An 18,775-nucleotide genomic window follows, 5' to 3' on the forward strand; every position below is an offset into this window, starting at 1 on the left:
CCGCTTGACTGGGTGAATTTATCATTGCCCAACTTGCCGGGAAGGTCAATCGTATTTCTTACCTTTCCGCCGGTGACCTGATTCGGGGTCACCAATAGTGGTTCCGAAGGAGCGTCGCGGTAGTGAGAAGCCGGACTCGCCTGTACCTCGGGCCCAGCACGGACCGCCCTGGCTCGCGTCGGTCATCCGTGTGGTTAGCTTAGCCTAGGCTAATCACACGGATGAGGAACGATGCTGGTACCCGTCGCGCGACGACGACACGGCCTGCGTACGGTGACCGGCGTCTTGGTTCTGGTCGCCCTGCTGGTCGGGCTGCTGTTCGCCAGCCTGGCGCTGGGATCCCAGACACTGCCGCTGGGACAGGTGTGGCACGCAGTGTTCGCGCCCGACGGCTCCGCCGCGTCGATCATCGTCTGGAAGCTGCGGTTCCCGCGCACCGTGCTGGCCGTCGTCGTGGGCGCGGATCTCGCCGTCGCCGGGGTCGTCATGCAGTCGCTCACCCGCAACCGGCTGGCCGAGCCGGGCCTGCTGGGCGTGAACTCCGGCGCGGCGCTCGCCGTCGTGCTGGGGATCTCAGTCTTCGGCGTCAGCTCGGCCGCGGGCTACGTGTGGTTCGCCTTCGCCGGCGCGGGCGCGTCCGCGATCGTGGTGCAACTCGTGGGACGGGGCGGCGGGAGCGATCGGGTCCGCCTGGTGCTCGCCGGGGCGGCGTTGTCGGCCAGCTTGAGCGCGGCCACCGGCATCATCACCCTGTTCGACTCGAACACCTTCGACTCCTACCGCTTCTGGGTGGTGGGCGCGCTGGCCGACCGCGGCCTGGATGTGCTCGTGGCGGTCCTGCCTTTCTCACTGGTCGCCTTGGCTCTCGCCGCGGTGATGAGCCGGTCCCTCAACGCGCTCGCCCTCGGCGACGAGCTCGGGGTCTCGCTCGGGGTGCGCCTCGCCTGGGCCCGGGGGCTGGCGTTCGCCGCCGTGATCCTGGCCAGCGGGGCCGCCACCGCGGCCGCAGGCCCAGTCGCCTTCGTCGGTCTGGCGGTCCCCCAGGTCCTGCGCTGGCGGGTCGGCCCCGACGTGCGGGCGCTCGTGCCGCACGCACTCCTGGCCGGCCCGGTGCTGCTGCTGGCGAGTGATCTGATCGGCCGGCTCGTCGCGCCCCCTGGCGAACTCGAGCTCGGCATCGTCACCGCGTTCGTGGGTGCGCCGTTCCTGCTCGCTGCGGTGCTTCGCCGCAGGAGCGCGCGGTGACCCCGCCGGGCACCCGCCGGCGTTCGGCCGCCATCAGCCTCGCGGTGCTACTGGTCGCCGTCGTGATCGCCGCCGCCAGTCTGTTCCTGGGTGACTACCACCTCGGCCTCTCCGGCGTCCTTGACGTCTTCGGCGGTGCGGGCAGCGGGACCGACCGGTTCATCGTGCTTGGTCAGCGCCTGCCGCGAGCCGTTGCCGGCCTGCTCGTCGGCGCCGCGCTCGGCGTAGCCGGTGCTGTGTTCCAGAGCATCTCCCGCAATCAGCTCGGCAGCCCCGACGTGATCGGCTTCACCACCGGGTCGGCGTCCGGTGCCCTCATCGCGCTGCTCGTCGCCGGGCTGGGCGGTACCCAGGTCGTGATCGGCGCCGTTGCCGGAGGGTTGCTGACCGCCGTCGTCGTGCTCGCGCTCAGCTCCGGGGCAAAGCTGCGCGGCGAGCGGCTCATCGTCGTCGGCATCGCGATCGGCGCGATGCTGGCGTCGATCAACGACTTCCTGCTCACCCGCGCCGATCAGGACCGCGCCGAAGCCGCGAAACTCTGGCTGTTCGGCAGTCTCAACGGCATCACCTGGCCACCCGTGCTCGTGCTCGCCGTGGCGCTGCCGGCGTTGCTGATCCTCCTCGCCTTCCTCACGCCACCGCTGCGTGTGCTGGAGATGGGCGACGAGATCGCGCAGGGCCTCGGGGTCCGCGTCGCCGGGATGCGGGTCTCGGCCGCACTGCTCGGCGTCGCCCTCACCGGCGCGGCCGTCTCCGTGTCCGGGCCGGTCGGTTTCCTCGCACTGGCCGCACCTCAGCTCGGCCGCCGCATCACGCACTCGCTCGCGCCCCCGTTCCTCGCGGCAGGCTGCACCGGCGCGCTGCTGCTGACCACGGCGGACCTGGTGTCGCAACGAGCCCTCGCGCCATTCCAGATCCCCGTCGGACTCGTCGCCGGCGTACTCGGCGGCGCCTACCTCACCTGGTTGATCGGGCGACGGCCCGCTTGAATCCCCACCCCTCCGAAAGAGAGCCACGATGATGACCCGTCTGCCGAAGCGAACCGCCATCTGGGGCGCCTGCCTCGCCCTCCTGCTGACCGGGTGCGCGGCCACCCCGCCCACCACCCCACCCGGCACCCCACCCGGGACGACGGCACCCGCCGCGCACGTCGCGCCGCGCGATATCCCGGCCGGGATGGGCAGCGGCGTAGCCGACAGCGTGTTCCCGCGCACGGTCAAGCACTTCGCCGGAAGCTCCACCATCGCCGCGGCACCGGCCAAAGTGGTCGTCGTTTCGACCGGCCAGGCAGACGCGCTGCTCACCCTCGGCATCGTCCCCACCGGCTCGACGCGGGGCGACGGCGCCGAGCTTGTCCCCCGCTACCTGATCAACGCTTTTCCCCAGCAGCGCGACGCGCTGGCGAAGGTCGCGGATGTCGGCAGCCGGTTGAGCCCAAGCATCGAGGCCATCGCGAACCTCAAGCCGGACCTGATCCTGATGAACATCACCGGCAAGGACAACAAGACGCTCTACGCCAACCTCAGCAAGCTCGCGCCGACGGTCGCGACCCAGGGCACCGGGCTCTACTGGAAGCAGGACTTCCTGCTCGTCGCCGACGCCGTCGGAAAGACCGCGCAGGCCCGTCAGGTGCTCGACAAGTTCCAGCAGGACGCCGCCGGGCTCGGCGGCACCACGAAAAGCCCGCTCACTGTGTCGTTCCTGCGCAAGAACGGCGACCGGCTGCGCATGTTCGGCGTCGAGTCCTTCACCGGCAGCGTCGCCGATGACGCCGGTCTCCGGCGCCCGCAAACCCAGCAGTTCAAGGGCACCTCGCAGGACATCAGCTCCGAACAGCTCGACCAGGCCGACGCGGACTGGATCTTCTATGCCGTCCAAAGTGGAGACGCGGCGAAGTCGATGGCAAGCGCACCGCTCTGGCCGACCCTCGGTGCCGTCGCCGCAAACCACGCCGTCGCGGTCGACGACGACGTGTTCTACCTCAACACCGGTCCTACCGCCGCCCGCGCGGTGCTCACCGTCCTGCAACAGCGGCTGACCGGTCAGGGGTAAAGCGCCCGCCGGCCCGCCTGTCACCGGCTTCCCACTTTTGCGCTTTTGCGGGGTGTCTTAGTTTCTAAGCGACCGCAACTCGCCGTCGAGTTGCGGTCGCGGCGACGGCAACGACGTCACCACCAGGATCTACGAACCGCACGAGGTCACCAACAACGAACTGCCGTTGGAGGCCCACTTCACGACGATCAACGTCGACACGCACGCCCTCATCGGCTGGCTCATCGACCAGGGCCTTGAAATCCCCTCCCCTGACACCGTCTTGCCTTGATCTGACTTACCGCTTACTCGGTAACTCTACGATACACTGAGTAAGTGCCTGTAACCGAAACGGTGGAACTGGGGCCGACGACTCAGGTGATGCATGCCGTCGAGGTGATGTGGGCGGAGATCCGGCGGCGGCATCCCGATGTTCCGGAGGCGATACTCGTACTCGCCTCCGGAACATCGGGTGCCACCAACGAGATCTACGGCCACTTCGCCCGTTCTCGTTGGCACGTCGGCGAGGGGCACGAACCGCGTGCCGAGTTCTTTCTCGGCGCGGAAGGGTTGCGTCGCAGTCCGGCGGAGATCCTGGGCACCACGCTCCACGAGGCGGCACACGGCCTTGCGGTCACCCGTGACATCGACGACGTCAGCGACGGGCGCTACCACAACAAGCGATTCCAGCAGCTCGCCTACGAAATGGGCCTCACCACTACCCAGGCGCCCCGCATCGGCTGGTCGGCCACCACGCCGATGGACAGCACTGTCACGGCCTACCGTCGTGAACTCGTGCAACTCGAAAAGGCGCTGACGGTCTGGCGACACACCGAAGCCGAGGTGATCGAGCGCGCCCACTACCCGCCGGTCTCCCCCACCGCGGACCCCGACGATGCGGAGCAATCCCCGACCGAACCCCCGCGACCGCCGAAACTGGGCGCGGTGGACGGACGTGGAGCGCACCGCGGGGGCGACAACTACATCGTGGTTGTGTGCGGGTGTCCGAAACCTCGCCTCGGCAGGTTCGCGCTTTCGGTGTTCGAACTGGCCGGTGTCCGGTGTGATGCCTGCGAGCAGCCGTTCCGGGTCAGAGATTGAGCAACGGCTCTTACTCGTCTACATCGCGGGCGCGGTCGAGCACCTCCTCGACGCGGAGCGGGCTGGCGGGGTGGTTGCTCAGGCACAGCGGCGCGGTGATCCGTCGGAACTCGAAGTTTTCGCCGGCCACATAGAACTGAGCGCGTTCGAGCCGCGAGATGTCGGCGACCGTGCTGCCCTTGGCCCTGGCCAACTCGTTCGCGGCGGCGATCTGGGCGGGGCTGTTGAGGCGTCCGAAGAACTGCGTCATGGCGTTGCCGACTATCTGGTTGTGCAAGCCCTTCGGCGCTTGAGTGGCGAAGAGCAGGCCGAGACCGTACTTCCGTGCCTGGGAAGCCAGCACGATGGTGCTGCGGGTGCTGGCGGTGAGCGGGCCGGAGGCGGCAAGGGTCTGGGCTTCGTCCATCACGAAGAGGGCACCCAGCGGACGGTCGCCGGCGGGATTTCGCTTGATCCAGGCGAAAAGTTCCATCTGCAGCTGGTTGACGAAGTTCTGCCGCTGTTCCTCCGCGGGCAGGCCGACAAAACTGATGACGGAGACTCTGGCGCGTTTGCCGGCAGCAGGTGTGAGCAAGGTGCCCGGATCGACGGGTTCACCGCCGCCGGCGAAGAGCGGGTCGTTGACCATCGCGGCCTTGAGCGCCTCAGCGAGGTCGGCGGCGACGCGCCTGCTGTCGTTGAGCGTGCTGACGCCCTCGGGCAGATCGGACAGGACGTCGATGAGTGCGGGCAGGCTGCGTGACCCGGTGTGGGCGTGGTGGATGACGGCCTGCCGCAAGACCGCCAGGCCGATGTTGGCCTTCACAGTGCTCCCCCTGAGCCTGACCTGGGGAGCGAGCGTCGCCACCGCCACCTCGACGGCGGCGCCGAACTCATCCTCGTCATCGAGGACACCCGCGAAATCGGGCAACGGCCGGAAAGCCAGCGGGCGGCCGGTGGCGCGGCCAGGAGTCCAGACAACGACGTCCGTCTCGGCCAGGTACCGCTTCGCGAGCTGAGCGTCATCCGGCCCCCACGCCGCGGGGGGATCAGGCCAGGCGTCACCGAGCCGGGCGAGGTCGTTGTTCGGGTCCAGCACGATCGCCGAGACCCCCTGCAGGGCGCACTCCTCCACGATCCGCCTGAGCAGGACTGTCTTACCGGAGCCCGACCCGGCGAACAACGCGGCGTGCTTGCGCAGCGCCGACAGTTCGAGCCGCAACGGCTCCCCCGTGCTGTCCACGATGCCGAGGGTGATCTCATCCTCGGCCGGCGGCGGGTGGGTCCCGCCGCCGCTGTGCTGCCCCGGGGTGACCACGGGCAGCACGGACGACAACAAGTCAGACCCGCCGGCGGGCCGCCGCTCGACCAGCCACTGGTGAAGTTCCGTACCTCCCGTCGCCAGCATCTCCTCCAGTGCCCAGAAGGTGCGCACGTCCGATTCGGAGAGCTTCAGCCGTTGCCCCCCGGCGGCTTCGAACGCCTTCAGCTCGGCCTGTGTCTTGACTCCTGGTGACCATGACGAGTTGCGCATCAGGATCAGGTGCCGGTTGTCCGCGCCCTGCCGTAACCCGGCAGCCGACCGGGCTTTGCGAAAACGGTGCAGCACGGCGAGATGGTGCGGAGCGATGATCGCTCGGAAAGCCCAGTGCTCCTTCAGATCGGAGGCCTCGTCGACGGTGCGGGTCAGTGAGGCGTGGAGTTCGTTCCGTCCGGCCGGTGGGTCGCAGGTCCATTCCATATTGTCGTCGCCGACTTCGGTGATCCAGGCCCGCAGCGCCGCGGACAGGAGTTTGGGCATCACCGTGTCCTCGGCCGCCTTGTCGAGCAGCTTGACGGAGTCGGCCGCCGACCGCAGCTCTTCGAACCGCTTGTCGAGTTCGGTGAACCGGTCGGGCTTGGGCGCGAGCTGCGGTGTTTCGACCGGGCGAGGCCCATGATCGTCGAAGGTCGTCAGCTCGCGGACCTGTCCGGCGCGTAGGCAGCTGTCGATGTGAGCGCCGATGCGCCTCTGGAGCTCGCGGGGTGTCCATTCATCCCACGTCCCTTCGAAAGCCGACGCCGCGACCGGCCACGTCGAGTACGGCGGTACGAAACCCATCGCGCTGTATGCCACGCCAAGCCGCTTCTCGACAAGAGCTCGTCCGAGGGCCGCATCGGTGACCCGGCCGAGAAACAACGATTCATGGAAGCGGTCGGAGACCGTGTCGGCCGCTTTGGTCTTGATCTGTGTCCAGGTGCCGGGCAGGCACGCGAGCACCGTCACCGTACGGTGGGTTACCTCGCGCAGCCGCATCAGTCCGTCGGCGATCTGAGCCACGAGCAGGTCGTCGTCCTCGGTGTGCCCGTGGTGCTTTCCCTGCAGGGCGGATTGGGCGATGAGGGTGTCGAGCTGGTCGACGCCGATCACCACTGGCCCGGTCAGCGCCAGCAGCCGGGTGATGTCCCGCACCTGGGTGCGCGCGGACTTCGGCTTCGGCCGGATCCCCCACTTCGCCCGATCGCCCGACTTAGACTCTTCGAACCCGCCGAGATAGTCCTCGCCGATGTAGCCGGTTCCTGCGGTTTCCGAGGCGTAGAGCACCAAAGCCCGCGCGGTGTCCGCGCTCTCGCTCGCGATTTGCCGATCGAGGGTCCGCAGTCCGTCGACGAACGCGTCGACGTCCTCACGCGTGAGACCCTTCCTGCCGAGGACGTGGGCGGTGATCTCGGCATCGAGTCCGACGCGCAGGCACACTCTCCGGAGAAAACTCGTGAGCTGTGAGGCCCCGGACTCGTCCAGCCGGGAGAAACCCTGACGCAGCGCATCGGCCGTGTTCTCCCAGAAGGCGTCGCCCGCCAGGAGGTCGTCAAGGAAGAAGTACCCGCGGGCGCGGTGGGTCTGGCGCCGGACCAGGCCGAGCAGGTGGGTCTTGCCGACCCCCTTCTGGCCCTGCAGGACCAGGCCGATCGGGCTCGGGCCGTCACTGGCCGCGGCATCCCGGATGCCCTTGTCGATCTCGGCTGCGACGTCGGTGTGCAGGCCGTCCACGTGATACGGCGAGTCCCGCCAGACGTGGTCGGGGGTGTCGGCCCAGTCGAAACGCAGCGCGGCCAACGCTGCCAAGGATTCCATCACGCCACCTCGATCGAGAGCAGATGACTGTCCTCACCGCCGATGCGGATGGCCGCGCTGTGGTCGTCGGGGGTGAGCGTCTTGCGGTTGGACTCCGGAACCAAGTGCACCTGACGAGTGCGGCTCAGCTCCTTCAGCACCGCGTCGACGTCCGCAGTGGGCGCGTCACCAAGCATCCGGCGCAGATCCACCAGCCCCACCCAATCGCCCGGCGACCGAGCCAGTTTGCGGTACGCGGTGCGGATCCGGCTTTCGATCTCGTCGACGGTCACCTCGACGTCGGGCAGGAACAAGTCGAGAGGGCGAAGGTTTTCGCGGCGCAGGTGCCTGTGGATTCCACCGAGAACGACGTACAGTGCCGCGCCGAGGCTGCCGTACGGCGCCGACAGTTCACCCGTGTGCAACTCTTCCTCGCACCAGGCCCACCCGCTGTCGGTCAGCACGTGGAAATAGCACTTGCGCCCCGTCTCCGGTCGTTTCCGGAACTCGCTGGCCACCAGGTTCAGCTTGTTCAACTGGTTGCGTTCCTTACCGTCAAGCTTGAAGCGCGCGATGCCCTCCAGCTCCGGATTGGACACTTCGCGCGCGAGTGCCATCAACGTGAGCAGGGCGGCGGTCTGCTTGTGTCCCAGTTGATCCGTCATCCGAAATCCTTCCGCACCGTGGGTCCGTGACCGCGGGATCGCGGCCGGAGGTCGTTCGCAAAAACCGGCCTGGGCTTACTCGGGGAGCCGCCCGGTGAACCCGTCCCGAGTGCCGCCTGAACCTTGTACGCGGACCTCGAGGATCCGCACGGCCCAGTCGATCGCGAGGCGGGTGGCCGGTGGCACGGTTGTCCTATGGTTCTGCTCGCCGTCGCTGGAGCGGGGTCTGATCGCCAGCTCCAGGTCTGCCGCGAGTTCCTTGGCCCGTACCTCATCTCCCGCGCCGACGGCGGTTTGCAGCGCGCCGACGAGGTCGTGCACCAACTCCCACAGCAGCGGGCGCAGCGTGGTACGGGTGGTTCGCCCCAGCACCTCCACCAGGTCGATCTCACCGGTGTCCAGGAGCGCGGTGACGCCGTTGAGCTGTTCGAACAGGTCACGCGCCACCTCGACGGGACCATGTGAGGGCCTGAACCGCAGATAGCGCAGGTTGCCGACGTAGCCCGGCAGGCTGTTGGGCTTCGTCTCGGCAGTGAGTACCGGGATGACCCGGCGATCCTGGCCGACGGTCCGGTGCAGGAACAGCTCCACCTCCGCGGCCTGCCACCGGCTCACCTCGCCGTCGACGACCAGGCACAGGTGCTTCATGCCGTCCTCGGTCCGGTTCAGCAAAGACCGTTCGCCGGACAGCGAAAGCTCAGCTCGGACACCGAGTTGGTTGAGGTGTTCGATCAGCTCGGTCGCGTCGGCCAAGGTCGACCGAGGGGTGCTCACCCGGACGTCGTGGCTGAACGTGCGCTTTTCCGTCCGTACGGCGCTGACGTAGGCGTCGCGGTTCTCCGCCAGCAGGTCGGTGCGGTCGAAGTGATGAGCGATCACCGCCGCCACCGTCTCCAGCGCGAAGCTGATCTGGTCGGCTGACGGGCTGGCCTCGGACCGAACCGGGAGCTGCTCGCCGAAACTCCAATAGGAGACGTAGGGCAGCGTCAGGTGCCGTGCCATCAGCTCGGCCGGAACTTCGCGGTCGAGCCAGTTGCCGAACAAGCCCTTGGTCGCTTCGAGACAGATGCGCCGCCACTCCTCCGCGCGGGCGTACTCCTCGCGAGCGTCGAACCTGGACAGCACCGGCAGAACTGCCAACTGTGGACGGTCATAGGGCATGCGGTCACGGGCCGCGTTGGCACGCTGGGCGATATCGACCGCTCCCTCCAGGCTCTGCATGTTGGCGGTGAACAGGACGACGAGGCGGTCCGGGAGGTGGGCGGTGCAGATGCCGCCGATATCGGAGATACCGGTGCGGCTGTCGAGCAGGACGTAGTCGTATTCGGCCGTCCACTGCGCACGGCACAGTTCGAGGTAGTCGCCGAAACCCTTCTCGTACAGCAGTTCCCAGTTGATTTCCTGGACTCTGCCCGCGTAGTGCTCGTCGGCGCGACCCGCCGCGATGAGATCAAGCTTCCCCATCCCGGTCAGCCGGGTGATGTGGGGAGCGGGGTAGGTCGTGCCGGCGAGGAAGTCGTCGATCAGGTCCACCACGCCACTGACGGGAGCGACGCTCATCATCGGCCTGAAGTACGCGTCCAGGCCCGGGGCTTCCAGATCCCAGTCGACGCACAGCACCCGGTGGCCCCAGCGCGCCAGCAGGACAGCGGTGTTGGCCAGCGTGAAACTCCGGCCAACACCGCCCTTGTAGGAGTAGAACGTGACCACGGTTCCGGGCATAGGTCAGAACCTCGGCAGTTTCGAATGCCTGGGCGGGTCGGGCAACGGGGTCAGCACCGGCCAGTCCGGCTGCCAGTCGGGTGCCCCGGCGATGATCTCCACCAACTCTTCCGCCATCTGTCCCACCTCGCGATGGAAATCGTGGTATTCGACGGTGGTCTGGTACTGCGGATAGGGCTGGTTCCAGTTCTTGAAACTCCGCATCTTCCGTTCACGCGCGTAGCCCGGAAAGTTCAGGGAATCACTGAAGATCACCGGGTAGATCAGCCCCTGCGGATTCTCCCGCGACGCCATGTCCACGAGCTTCTCCCGTTCCCGCATGGAGTGCCATTCAGCGAGGCACCACTCGTCGAGAAAATATTTCGGCGAACAGACCGGAACAAGAATCCGGGCCCGTTGCAGAGCGTTCAGCGACTCCTGTGGCCATTTACTGCCCACGGTGATCTTCTCGTCGAGGAAGATCTTCACCTGGTAGTCGACGTTGTCGTCCAACAGGTCCCGCAGTCGCGGGTAGAAGTGGGTCCGAACCCACGCGGGCACGGTGTTGCCGTCGCGTTGGTAGCTGATGAACACGTCGTACTCGTACACGCGTGCCATCGCTCCTTCGGGAAACCGGTGATCGGACAGCCCCGATGCTAGATCGACAAGGCCGCCCCGAAACAGGTGCAAAATAAAGACAAAAGCTGGACACTTCCCGACCACTGCGCCAAATGGGTCAACCGCCGGGAAGATCCGAGCGAACACTGTCAGGCAAGTGACGGGAAAGACGACAGAAGGGCGACAAGCTCGTGACAAATGACGCATCACCCCGTTATATCACCGAGAATTCCGATACCCGAAAATAGGGATCAGCGCAGCCGAGGAGTACCGATGTCCGATCACGAGGCACCATGGGTGTTCGTCACCTATTCGCACGATTCACCGGAACACAAGGCCCTCGTGCTCAAGTTCGCGACGTTCCTGCGGGCCCGGATCGGCCTCGACGTCCATCTGGACCGGTGGCACGACAACAAGCGCATCGACTGGTCTCTCTGGGCGATCAAGCATCTGACCAAGGCGGACTTCATCGTGGTCGTCGCCTCCCCCGAGTACAAGCGCCGAGCCGACGGTGAGGCCGAGCCACATGAGGGACGGGGAGCGCAGTTCGAGGCGGCGATCATCCGGAACCACCTGACCCGCAACCTCGACGAGCAGACCGGAAGAGTGCTACCGGTCGTCCTGCCGGGAGGTTCGGTCGAGGACATCCCGGAGTTCCTGAATCCCTATTCCACCACCAGGTTCGACATCGCCGCGTTTACCGATGCCGGGGTGTCGGGACTGCTGGCCGCGATCACCGGACAGGGCCCGCACCCGATGCCCGAGCGTGGCCGGTGGCTAGGCGCAACCGACGACACGTCGGCCTCGTCGCAGGTGCTTCTGGCGAAGGGGTTGAACTGGTTGGACAGCGATCCTCATGTCCGCCCCAGCACGGCGTGGATCGACAACGTGCTCTACACGGACAGCATCGTGCTGCGGCCGAAGTCGGCCGCAGCACAGGTACAGGGCTTCATCGAGATAGACCTCAAAGGAGCATATGCGCGGCTGACAGCGGTGGCCGGAGTCCTGGACGACGCGACCGAGCCCTTCCAAGTCGGGCAGTTCCGGATCTACCTCGATGGACGTCTGCAGCGGGATGTCACGGTAGCGGCGGGCAAGCCGGCGACAGTCGACCTCGACGTCACCGGTGCACTGAAGTTGCGCCTGGAGATGCACCGCCCGGCCGTGACGGCCTCGACAAGGCGCTCCAGCAGCGGGCAAGCCGGCAGGCGACCAGAGTTGGCCTGGGGCAATCCGACGCTCTCCTAGCTACTGTTGTCGGCGAGTCCCACGCTGACGGAGTCGAGTTCCACGCCCGGGATCCGATCCACCCCTCGCATACCGGCGCGGAATCGTGCACAACGGCCGATTCAGAGGTCCTCGCTCCCGACCATCGTGCGCAGTGCCCGGAGCGCACGATAGTGCCTGACCCGGACGTTGCCCGCGGAAATGCCCAGTGCCGCACCGGTTTCCTCGGCGCTCATGCCGACCATCGTCCGCAGGGTGACCACCTGCTGCTGGGTCCGCGGCAAGGCCGACACGAACTGCTTCAGCCGGAGTCTGAGATCAAGTTGCAGCACGTACTCTTCGGGCTCGTTGCGCGCCGTCCCGGTCTCCGGCAGGTGCGGCACCGGACCTGACTTGTCCCTGGCTACCGTGCGGTAGGCGTCAGCCACCTTGTTGACCGCGATCGCGCGCACGAAGTAGCCGAAGGATCCGCCTTGGTCCTCATAGCCGGCCAGGCTCTTGACCACGGCGACACAAATATCCTGCACGACATCCTCAGCCGAGAGGTACGTCAGATCGCGCCCGCCCATCCGCGCGCGGCAATAGCCCAACATGGCGGGCTTGACGACTCGCAGCAGCGCCTCGACCGCATCCGGGTCACCGGTTTTGGCCGCCACCACCAGCGGGTCGAGCGATTGCCTGCTCATCGGCCCTCCCCCGCCGTTGCCACTCGCGATGGCGTTGCTGATGCTCATCTTCATCTCCTCCGACACTCGAGTTCCGAATGCCTGATAATCTCCCGTGACTACCACCGAAGTACCGAATAATCGGTTGTTGTCCAGGTCTTGCCCATTAACCGGAGTTCATCCGCGCAGGATTTCCTCGGTTGCCGCGCCAGACTTGTCAAATACAGGACAGTTAGCCGTGCGGAGCAAAAATTGTAGCGGAATGGCGACAGATAGCGATTCTGTCGCTACCGAAACGGATCGGTTCAGCAAGAAGTGGAGTACGCAGATGACGGATCCCCAGCACGACGTGTCCGTGTTACCGATCACCGGACGCCATCGCGAACTCTGGGCCGTGCACAACGCTTTCCATCCCACGACCGCGCCGGTTCCGGCAACGCGGCCACGGACCGTGGTGGTGTTGCGGGGTATGGCGGGCACGGGCAAGACCGTGCTGGCCGAGCAGTACGCCGCCCTGTTCCACGACGCGTTCGCCGGTGGAGTGATCCGACTCGGCCCGTTCGGCCACCACGCGCCGGAGGAGTTCCTTTCCCAGTTCCAGCTGGCGCTGGCCCGCGCGATCTCCGCTCGCCTGGACATCGAGGTGTCCGGAATGGACCTCGGCCGGTTGCGGGACGTCTTCGCCGAGCGGATCACCATCGCGCGCAAGAAGGTTCTTCTGCTCATCGACGACGTGCCCGCAGGGCTCCCGTCGGTGATACTGGACCACCTGCTCTTGCAGTCCGTCGAAGTATTCACGCTGATCACGAGCCGGGGTGAGTTGTCTCTGCGAGGCGCAACCTCCCTGGACCTGCCGGGGTTGACCGAGGAAGAAGGGCTCCGGCTGTTCAGCGAAGTGCGGAGACCTGTCAATGAAGCCGAGCGAGCCGCGATCGTCCGGCTGGTGAAACGCTGCGGCGGACATCCGTTCACCCTGCGTGCCAACGCTTTCACCGTCCAGAACGACCCTGGACCCCTCGACGACGGCTGCGTGCTCGCCCTGCCGGACACCGCACCGCAGGCCATCCGGGAGGTAATGACCCGGCTCAACCTGGGAGCGCGGCGTCTGAGCACGCTCGCGAGCGTGCTCGCGCCCGTGCCGTTCCCGACCGGACTTGCCCGGGAAGTACTCGGGTCCCCGGATATCGCCGAGTTCGCACAGTCCGTGCAGGAGCTCGTGTCACGAGGGTTCGCGACACGCACGGAAGGCGGACTGCAGATCCAGGCATTGGCGGCGGAGGTGGCGGGTGCCGAATTCGAGCCGGACCAGTTTCCCGAGCTTGCGGCGGAAGCCCTGCGACGTCGGCTGTCCGAGGACCGCGAAGATCGCCACGGCTTCCTTCTCCAGCACGCCCGGGCGGTCACCGAGCGCACCACCGCGCACCGGATCGAGCTGTTGCGCCCGATCGCGGCGGCCTACCGGAACCAGGGCGACGTATTCGCCGCTGGTGAGATCTACGCGATGATCCTCGCGGACGCGGCCGCGGCCGCCGCGGACTTCATCGCGGCCGCGCGAATCGAGATCGCCTGCGGGCTTTACGACGAGGCGATCACACACGCCCGGCATGCGACGACACTGGCCGTCGAGGGGCCCGACCGGTCTGCGGCCGCGTCGATCGCGGCTCAAGCACTCGACTGCCTCGGCGACTATGCCGCCGCTGACCACATGGTCCGGCTCGCCTACGACGGCAGGCGCCCGGTGAACGCCGGCGAGCGGCTGCGAGCGGTGGTGGCGATGGCACGAGCTTGCCGGCTGCGTGGCCGGCCCGCGGAGGCTGTCACCCTGCTCGAAGCGACCCTGCCGGAACTCCGAGCTTCACCATCAGACGCGCTGCGAGCCGAGCTGACGCCTTCCGCAAGCCTCGAGTACGCCCGAAGCCTGCAGTTCAGCGGGCACCCGCGCCGCGCACGCGAGGTCGCGGCGGAGCTCGTGGCGGCTTACCGCGCCGAAGGCCGGGAACATCATTTCCGGTGCACCGAGGCCGAACTGGTGCGCGCGGACGCGATGCTCACCCTTGACCTGCAAGCCCTACGGGCGAACCCCAGTGACCAGGAGCGATGGGCTACCGAACTGCGGGAGCTGGAAAGAACCTACGAAAAGCGCTGCGGTTCGGAGAATCCGCTGACGCTGACCGCCACGGCCTTGGCCGACCGCGCGCTCCTCGCCTTGGGGCAACCACGACATGCGCTGGGTGTACTGGGCGCGACCGAGCGCACCGTTGTCCGCGTGCTCGGCGAGGAACACCGGCTGTGCTACCGGATCCGGCACGGGATGGCACTCGCCCTCGCCCAGCTGCACGAGTTCGGGCGCCAGGCCGATCTGCTCGAAAGCATCCTCGAACCCCAGGTGCGGCTACTGGGCCGCACCCATCCCGAAACCCTTGAAACCAGGGTCGATCTCGGCCTCGCGCTCGTGTTCAGCGGCCGGGGCCCACGTCAACGCGCGATCGAACTGGTCGACAGCGCGGCGGAAGACATCACCGCGAACGAGGCCATCCACCCTGACCTGTCCGCGAAAGCGCTAGCCGCCAAGCGGTTGGTTCAGCTACCCCATCCGGTGGTATCCGCGCTGTTCACTGTCGAAGAACTGGTCTGGCCACGGACCGGGTGAGCACCCACGACCGGCACTAGGGCTGCCAGCGTACCCCGTACGCGAAACCCGGTGCCAGATGGCGGAACTGGACGTGCACCTCACCCGAGTCGTCGGGCGTCAGGGTCACCCCTCGCGACTGGTGATCTCGCGCGTCGTTCTGAAGCACCTTCTCCAGTTGGACGATCTCCACCGGACCCGGCCGGGGGAAACGGATGTTCAGGTCGAACAGGTCGACCGGATGCCGGGGCACGCACACGTAGTGCGGCTGCCGCAGAACGGCCCGGAACCGTAGCAGGATCTCGTGCCGTTCCTTGAGGCGAAGCGGCGCGGGCAGCTGAAGGGCGAGGCCGACCCGGTCGCTGGATTCCATCACGCGGCCGGTGAGCAACCCGCCGTGGAAGACGTCGACGTCCAGCTCGTCGTCCCTGAACGAACGCCCGTCTTCCACCGAATCGGTCAGGGTCAGCGCCAGGTCGAGCTCGGCGATGTCCTCGGCATCGGCGACCACCCGGCGGAACTCGAACGCCTCCGGCACCGGCTGGTCGAGGGCCAGTGACACCCTCAGCTCTTCGGTATGCCAGCTGCGACTCGGGTAGGGCCGCGCCGGCGGTTCCGATTCAGCGGCCACCGCGAGCTCCGCGACCTGCTCGATACCCTCGTCGATGCGGCGGCGCACCGTCCGGACGTCACGGTCGAGCGTCTGGGCCACCCAACGCACCCGGTCCTGGTAGAAGGGGTTCCGCGCGTCCTCGTGGAGCCCGAACGCGGCGAGCACCGCCGTCCGCAGGTCTTCCGGCAGCGGCGCGGCGAAAGCACGCAAGCACTCGGAAGTCTTTCGTCGGATTTCCGCGGTGTCCTCATCCTCGGAAATACCGAAGACAGCCCGCAAGGCCGGCCCGACGCGTTCGCCGAGTTGAGCTGCCGAGATCCCCCTTCCCTTACGAAGAAGCTTCAATTCACCGACGACTGCCGTCGCGCTGATGCCCACCTGTCCTCCCCACCGGGAACACGCACGATCGTCAATAGTGGTCAGCCGGGCCACCGGTGTCCAGCAGATCATGGAATACAACCTGGATCGTTATTTCGTGGTTTCTTGTTTCCTCCCGTTGGTGGAAACAGGAAACTCCTTGTCGCCCCTCGATGGGCATCGCATTCTTGGTTAGCCGCCCGATTGAGCGGCGAAAACCCTGAAAAGCCACGGATTTCCCGTGTTCTCGAGTGGTGCCCTGGCGCGTTGTCCCGGAGGAGTCGAGTTGAAGGTCATGTGTTCGTTTTCGCTGCTCCTGCGGCTGGTTTTCTGGTTGTCGGTGTTCGCCTTCGTCGTCGGCGTAGCACTGGGCGGCACGCCTGGGATCGCCCCGCCGGACCGGGTCGCCCCCGTGGTCACCATCCACGGAGAGGAGGCGAGCTGAGCATGCAGACGCACATCATCGAACTGATCGTGTCCCTGCTGACCCGCACGTTCGGCTGAGGCCGGACATGCTTGACGACCACGGGCTGTGCGCACAGCCGCCGGCCAGGTCCGCGGACCTGGCCGGCCCCAGGGTGGCTTCACGGCGGTGTGGCAAGGCCGTCCGTGCAGCCATACTGGCCATCCGACAGGGATGGGGGCTGATGAACGAACGAGCGACCTTCGGCGCCGAACTGCGGCGCCTTCGTCGATCGGCCGGTCTCTCCTTGGCCGAACTGGCCGAACGCACCCACTACAGCAAGGGCTATCTGAGCAAGGTGGAAACCGGGCTCGCCACGCCGAATCCCGCACTGGCCGCGCTCTGTGAGTCCGAACTCGGAGCAACCGGGGCGCTGACCGCGGTGCTGCCGCAGACGCCAGTACGACGCAGGACCCGCCCGGACGTCCGACCGTCGTGGTTGCCCGCCGCGGCGACCGTGTTCACCGGCCGGACCACGGAGGTGCAAGCCATCCGAGACGCGCTGGAGGCGGACGGTGGGGTCTGCGTGGTTTCGGGCATGAGCGGCGTAGGCAAGACCGAGCTCGCGATCCGCTGCGCTCACCGCCTCGAAGCCGGGTTCGCCGACGGATCCCTGTTCGTCGATCTGCGTGGGGCCAGTCCCGACGAGCAGGCAACCGACCCGGCGGCCGTACAGGACCGGCTGCTCCGCGTACTGGACGTCCCGGCCGACCGGATCCCGGCAGATCCGGACGACCGTGCGGCGTTGTACCGATCGCGGCTGCGCGGACGCAGCCTGCTGCTGGTCCTGGACAACGCGGCGAACGCGGCGCAAGTGCGATCACTGTTGCCTGCCGAACCGAAATGCCGGGTACTGGTCACCAGCCGGTCCAGGCTGAGCTCCTTGGATGACGCCCGGCATATCTCCCTGGATCCACTGGATCAGCCCGCGGCCGTCGAACTGTTCCTCTCGCTCACCGGATGCCCGCCTGGCGAGGTCGTCACCCGAGTGGTCGAACACTGCGCCGGGCTGCCGCTGGCGATCCGGATCGCCGCGGCCCGGCTGCGTGCCCACCCGAGTTGGGACGTCGGCGAGCTGGACAGGCGACTCGGCGCCGAAGCGGAGCGGCTGGGCGAGCTGGACGACGGCGAACGCTCACTGTTCGCGGCGTTCCAGCTGTCCGTGCGGCAGCTCAGCCTCGCCGAAACCAGGCTTTTCGGACTGCTCGCCCTGTACCCCGGCACGGACTTCGATGTCCACACCGCGAGTTCGCTGGCCGCTGTTTCCCTGCGCGAGGCCGACCGGCAGCTGGAACGACTGCACGACGCTTACCTGCTCAACCAGCCCGAAATGGACCGGTACGGGTTCCACGACCTGCTGCGTGTGTTCGCCGGCGAAACCGTGCTCGCCGCCTTGCCTGCGCAGGAAGCCTCGGCGGCCTTTCGGCGGCTGATGGACTTCGCTGTGCGAACTGCTTCGCAAGCGGATCGACTGCTTGCGCCACAACGTTTCCGGCCCGAGATCGAGTTCGGCCCGGAGGTGCCCGAAACGGTGCGCTTGGACGACGATGACATGGCTCTTGGCTGGTTCCGTACCGAGTGGGTGGGCCTGGTCGAGCTGTGCCGGGTGGCTGGTGAGCGGGGCGAGCACGAACGATGCTGGCAACTCGCGTTCTTCCTGCGGAGCTTCTTCTTCACAGCCAAGCTGTGGGATCCGTGGATCGCGACGCATCGATGGGCTCTCAGGTCGGCCGACGAACTCGGCGACACCTGGGCACTGGCGACCACGACGGCCAATCTCGGCATCGGACTTGTCGATCGCGGCGACCTCGACGAGGCGTCCACCTGTTTCGGCGACGCACTCGTGCTGTACCAGCGGCTCGGCGACGTTCACGGGGAAAATACCGCGCTGGCACACAGCGCGTGGGTCGATCACTACCGCGGCAAACACGCCGTCGCGCTCAGAGACTTCCAGCAGGCACGGGATTTCTACGAGCGGACCGGCAACCGCGGCAACGCCGCGATCACCGCCCGCGGCAGTGCGCTCGTGCTCGTCGCACTCGGACGGGCTCCCGAAGCCGCGTCGCTCGCCGCGACGACGTTGACCGTCTTCGATGAGCTCAAGCTGGACCTCGACGCGACCATGGCCCTCAACTGCCTTGGCTGGGCTTGGTTCCACGCGGGCCACCACGACCGCGCGAGAAGCGCCTACCGGGACGCGGTTGACCGGGCGAAAGCCTGCGGAAGTACCTACGAAACCGCTCGGGCCTATACCGGGATGGGCAATGTGGCCGCCGCGAACGGCTCGGCCGACCTCGCACGGGAGCTGTGGCACCGTGCGGACCAAACCCATGCCGGCCTCGACCCGGTCATGGTCGGCGAGGCCCGCGTGCGCATGGCGTAGCCGG

Annotated in this window: 14 protein-coding genes; 8 read left to right on the forward strand and 6 right to left on the reverse strand. The window is 67.1% G+C overall.

Going from position 1 to position 18,775, the window contains the following annotated elements:
- The first annotated feature begins 231 nt into the window (after window positions 1-231).
- The 4 genes from JWQ81_RS39150 (at window position 232) to JWQ81_RS39165 (ending at window position 4,377) form a co-directional block, all read left to right on the forward strand.
- Entirely contained in the window at window positions 232-1,245 is a 1,014-nt protein-coding gene (locus JWQ81_RS39150; RefSeq protein WP_297549850.1) for an iron chelate uptake ABC transporter family permease subunit, read from the forward strand.
- Complete coding sequence (locus tag JWQ81_RS39155) at window positions 1,242-2,234, forward strand: iron chelate uptake ABC transporter family permease subunit (RefSeq protein ID WP_297549852.1); 993 nt, start codon at window positions 1,242-1,244, stop codon at window positions 2,232-2,234. Before JWQ81_RS39150 ends, JWQ81_RS39155 begins: the two co-directional genes overlap by 4 nt.
- 28 nt (window positions 2,235-2,262) lie before the next feature.
- Window positions 2,263-3,297: an ABC transporter substrate-binding protein gene (locus JWQ81_RS39160; protein ID WP_297549854.1), complete on the forward strand. Its 1,035-nt coding sequence runs from the start codon at window positions 2,263-2,265 to the stop codon at window positions 3,295-3,297.
- A 315-nt stretch (window positions 3,298-3,612) separates the two neighbouring features.
- On the forward strand, window positions 3,613-4,377 hold the full coding sequence (locus JWQ81_RS39165) for a hypothetical protein (protein ID WP_297549856.1): 765 nt from the start codon (window positions 3,613-3,615) through the stop codon (window positions 4,375-4,377).
- Between the two features lie 10 nt (window positions 4,378-4,387).
- Here JWQ81_RS39165 and JWQ81_RS39170 read toward each other — a convergent pair whose 3' ends face one another.
- The 4 genes from JWQ81_RS39170 to JWQ81_RS39185 form a co-directional block, all read right to left on the reverse strand.
- Window positions 4,388-7,471: a DUF87 domain-containing protein gene (locus JWQ81_RS39170; RefSeq protein ID WP_297549858.1), complete on the reverse strand. Its 3,084-nt coding sequence runs from the start codon at window positions 7,469-7,471 to the stop codon at window positions 4,388-4,390.
- Window positions 7,471-8,115, reverse strand: a complete 645-nt coding sequence (locus tag JWQ81_RS39175; protein ID WP_297549860.1) for a hypothetical protein — start codon at window positions 8,113-8,115, stop codon at window positions 7,471-7,473. The genes JWQ81_RS39170 and JWQ81_RS39175 overlap by 1 nt, the downstream gene beginning before the upstream one ends.
- Window positions 8,116-8,190: 75 nt before the next feature.
- The gene (locus tag JWQ81_RS39180; protein WP_297549861.1) at window positions 8,191-9,837 is read right to left on the reverse strand and encodes a CATRA system-associated protein; all 1,647 of its coding nucleotides are present in this window, start codon (window positions 9,835-9,837) and stop codon (window positions 8,191-8,193) included.
- Between the two features lie 3 nt (window positions 9,838-9,840).
- On the reverse strand, window positions 9,841-10,434 hold the full coding sequence (locus JWQ81_RS39185) for a toll/interleukin-1 receptor domain-containing protein (RefSeq protein ID WP_297549863.1): 594 nt from the start codon (window positions 10,432-10,434) through the stop codon (window positions 9,841-9,843).
- Window positions 10,435-10,707: 273 nt separating this feature from the next.
- Between JWQ81_RS39185 and JWQ81_RS39190 the strand changes: the two genes are divergently transcribed.
- Window positions 10,708-11,682, forward strand: a complete 975-nt coding sequence (locus JWQ81_RS39190) for an SEFIR domain-containing protein (protein WP_297549865.1) — start codon at window positions 10,708-10,710, stop codon at window positions 11,680-11,682.
- Between the two features lie 101 nt (window positions 11,683-11,783).
- Here the strand turns inward: JWQ81_RS39190 and JWQ81_RS39195 are convergent, their stop codons facing one another.
- Entirely contained in the window at window positions 11,784-12,401 is a 618-nt protein-coding gene (locus tag JWQ81_RS39195) for a sigma-70 family RNA polymerase sigma factor (protein WP_297549867.1), read from the reverse strand.
- A gap of 253 nt (window positions 12,402-12,654) precedes the next feature.
- On the opposite strand from JWQ81_RS39195, the gene JWQ81_RS39200 reads away from it, so the two are divergent.
- On the forward strand, window positions 12,655-14,976 hold the full coding sequence (locus tag JWQ81_RS39200) for a hypothetical protein (RefSeq protein WP_297549869.1): 2,322 nt from the start codon (window positions 12,655-12,657) through the stop codon (window positions 14,974-14,976).
- 16 nt (window positions 14,977-14,992) lie between these two features.
- Here JWQ81_RS39200 and JWQ81_RS39205 read toward each other — a convergent pair whose 3' ends face one another.
- Window positions 14,993-15,946: a hypothetical protein gene (locus JWQ81_RS39205; protein ID WP_297549871.1), complete on the reverse strand. Its 954-nt coding sequence runs from the start codon at window positions 15,944-15,946 to the stop codon at window positions 14,993-14,995.
- Between the two features lie 265 nt (window positions 15,947-16,211).
- On the opposite strand from JWQ81_RS39205, the gene JWQ81_RS39210 reads away from it, so the two are divergent.
- Complete coding sequence (locus JWQ81_RS39210) at window positions 16,212-16,370, forward strand: hypothetical protein (RefSeq protein WP_297549873.1); 159 nt, start codon at window positions 16,212-16,214, stop codon at window positions 16,368-16,370.
- Between the two features lie 202 nt (window positions 16,371-16,572).
- The gene (locus JWQ81_RS39215; protein WP_297549875.1) at window positions 16,573-18,771 is read left to right on the forward strand and encodes a tetratricopeptide repeat protein; all 2,199 of its coding nucleotides are present in this window, start codon (window positions 16,573-16,575) and stop codon (window positions 18,769-18,771) included.
- Window positions 18,772-18,775 lie beyond the last annotated feature (4 nt).

Source organism: Amycolatopsis sp. (genome assembly GCF_025464955.1).
Lineage (GTDB): Bacteria > Actinomycetota > Actinomycetes > Mycobacteriales > Pseudonocardiaceae > Amycolatopsis.

Bases quoted from the DNA above. Each gene is read 5' to 3' on its own strand.
- JWQ81_RS39190 (WP_297549865.1), top strand. From the start codon at position 10,708: ATGTCCGATCACGAGGCACCATGGGTGTTCGTCACCTATTCGCACGAT.
- JWQ81_RS39200 (WP_297549869.1), top strand. From the start codon at position 12,655: ATGACGGATCCCCAGCACGACGTGTCCGTGTTACCGATCACCGGACGC.
- JWQ81_RS39185 (WP_297549863.1), bottom strand. From the start codon at position 10,434: ATGGCACGCGTGTACGAGTACGACGTGTTCATCAGCTACCAACGCGAC.
- JWQ81_RS39215 (WP_297549875.1), top strand. From the start codon at position 16,573: ATGAACGAACGAGCGACCTTCGGCGCCGAACTGCGGCGCCTTCGTCGA.
- JWQ81_RS39150 (WP_297549850.1), top strand. From the start codon at position 232: ATGCTGGTACCCGTCGCGCGACGACGACACGGCCTGCGTACGGTGACC.
- JWQ81_RS39180 (WP_297549861.1), bottom strand. From the start codon at position 9,837: ATGCCCGGAACCGTGGTCACGTTCTACTCCTACAAGGGCGGTGTTGGC.
- JWQ81_RS39170 (WP_297549858.1), bottom strand. From the start codon at position 7,471: ATGGAATCCTTGGCAGCGTTGGCCGCGCTGCGTTTCGACTGGGCCGAC.
- JWQ81_RS39175 (WP_297549860.1), bottom strand. From the start codon at position 8,115: ATGACGGATCAACTGGGACACAAGCAGACCGCCGCCCTGCTCACGTTG.
- JWQ81_RS39160 (WP_297549854.1), top strand. From the start codon at position 2,263: ATGATGACCCGTCTGCCGAAGCGAACCGCCATCTGGGGCGCCTGCCTC.
- JWQ81_RS39195 (WP_297549867.1), bottom strand. From the start codon at position 12,401: ATGAAGATGAGCATCAGCAACGCCATCGCGAGTGGCAACGGCGGGGGA.